Source organism: Paracoccus benzoatiresistens (assembly GCF_026913015.1).
Classification (GTDB): Bacteria; Pseudomonadota; Alphaproteobacteria; order Rhodobacterales; family Rhodobacteraceae; genus Paracoccus; species Paracoccus benzoatiresistens.
This window is the reverse complement of sequence record NZ_JAPTYD010000139.1, coordinates 1-1,850: the sequence shown is the minus strand read 5'-3', so window position 1 is coordinate 1,850 and position 1,850 is coordinate 1. Positions and strand designations below refer to the sequence as shown.

Sequence of the window (1,850 nt, the reverse complement as noted above, 5' to 3'; positions counted from 1 at the left end):
GCCTGCCAACTGCAACGACCTCATGCCTAAGGTCGACGAAATCCTGTTCTATGCCAATGAGGTCTCACAACCAGACACCTAGCATTACAGTTGCAATTTGAGGCGCATATGCGCGAGCCTTGCTGCGGCTTGATGGGCTCTTCTCCAGGTTGACCAGGCGATGATTTGAGTTGCCTGGATCTGACGCTGGGCCATGCGGTTCGCGATGCGCCGGATTTCCTGGATCGACCAGCGGATCAGTTCTGGCGTTCTGCCCTCGTCTTGCGCATGGTTTTTTTGGGCGGCGCGGCATTGGCATGATGGCGGATGCTGGCCATCATCGCGAAGGCCAGCATGACCAGCGAAACATGCCGGTGCCAGCCATGCCAAGAGCGAGTCTCGTTATGATCGAGGCCGAGCTCATTCTTTGCGGTCTCGAAGCTGTCTTCGATCGCCCATCGATGCCCTTCGACGCGGACCAGCGTCTCCATCGTGGTGCCCCGCGGCGACCATGTGGTGAAGAAGGCCAGATCACCATCGGCAATATTGCGTCGGATCAGCAGGCCCCGGGTCCAGACGCCGCTGAGATCAGCATTAAATTCGCCAGCATCGAGATCGGCGAGATCAAGGTAGGCCCAGTCGTGAAGCCGCTCGCCCTTGGTGCCCGCGCCGGCCGAAAGACGCTGCCAAGCCTCGGGCGGCAAGTCTCCCGCGATGCTCCCGGCCGTCCCGCTGACGGCATAGGCTTTCCCCCAGGAATTGAAGGCGTGCTTGGAACTGACACCCAGGACATAGCCTTTTCCGGCGCGGCGTAGCGCTATTTCGATATCGCCAACGCCATAGACGCTGTCGGCGGCCACCCAAGAAAATGGAACCTTGGCCGAGAGCACGCGCTCGATCATGCTGCGGGCGATGGCAGGTTTAGTGGCGAACTCCACCGCCTCGGGCACATGGGCCCGGCTTCGTCTGACCGGGGCTTCAGCCCATGCTTTCGGCAGATAGAGGGCCCGATCGATAAAAGCATGTCCGTGCCGCGAGACGTAGCTGGCGAAGACGCCGATCTGGCAATTGGTGATCTTTCCTGCCGACCCTGTATATTGGCGCGCGACCCCACAAGAGGCGTGGCCCTGCTTCAAAAAACCGGTTTCATCGATCACCAGCACCGCCTCGGGATCAGCCAGCGTGTCCACGGCGTAGTCCCGCACAATATCGCGCAGCGCGTCGGCATCCCAATGGCCACGACCCAATATCGCCTGCTGACGCCAGGGGCCCGGATCTCCAGCCGCTTCGGCCCGCATCCAACCCGTCTTGCGCCGTTCCTCACCCAACAAGCCGTCGAGAAACTGACCGGCCGATGCCGCAACCCGTTCCTGCGTAAACAGCGGCCGAATTCGAGCCTTTACTTCACGTAGCGAGGAAGCCCAAAGCTCCAGCGTCTCTTCGACCGACAACCCCGCCATCCATGATCCCTAACTTAGTCATGGTAGCGCATTGATTCAGAGCGGAGAGAAGAATGCAACTGTAATGCTAGGCCAGCGAGCATTTTTTCTCGGTCAGCAAGACTGTCGAAAACGAAGAAATGTCGTGCTTCTCCGGAGACTTCCTCACCAAGGTCTTCGGGGGCCCGTATCGCGAGGCGCGCAACTGGGATCAGGAAATGAGATACCTCGTCCACAAGCGTGGCGGTATCCCCGGAAATGTCTAATTCTTCTACACGACCTGTCCTCGCTGCGCGAAAGCCTACGTGGTCGGAATTGCAGAACTGCGCTCGTCGCAGACGGAAAACGCCCGATAATACTAACGGCATTATCCACTGACCTGCGCCCAATTGCGTGAGGTGATTGAGGCGACGCTTTCCGGCATGGCGATGA

Annotated in this window: 2 protein-coding genes; both read right to left on the bottom strand. The window is 59.4% G+C overall.

Features of this window, described 5'->3' with window-relative positions; translation table 11 throughout:
* Nucleotides 1-236: 236 nt before the first annotated feature.
* On the bottom strand, nucleotides 237-1,439 hold the full coding sequence (locus OU682_RS23800; RefSeq protein WP_268944654.1) for an IS701 family transposase: 1,203 nt from the start codon (nucleotides 1,437-1,439) through the stop codon (nucleotides 237-239).
* 14 nt (nucleotides 1,440-1,453) lie between these two features.
* Nucleotides 1,454-1,850, bottom strand: a 397-nt coding sequence (locus OU682_RS24535) for a hypothetical protein (protein ID WP_268944653.1), incomplete at its 5' end; no start/stop codon positions are given.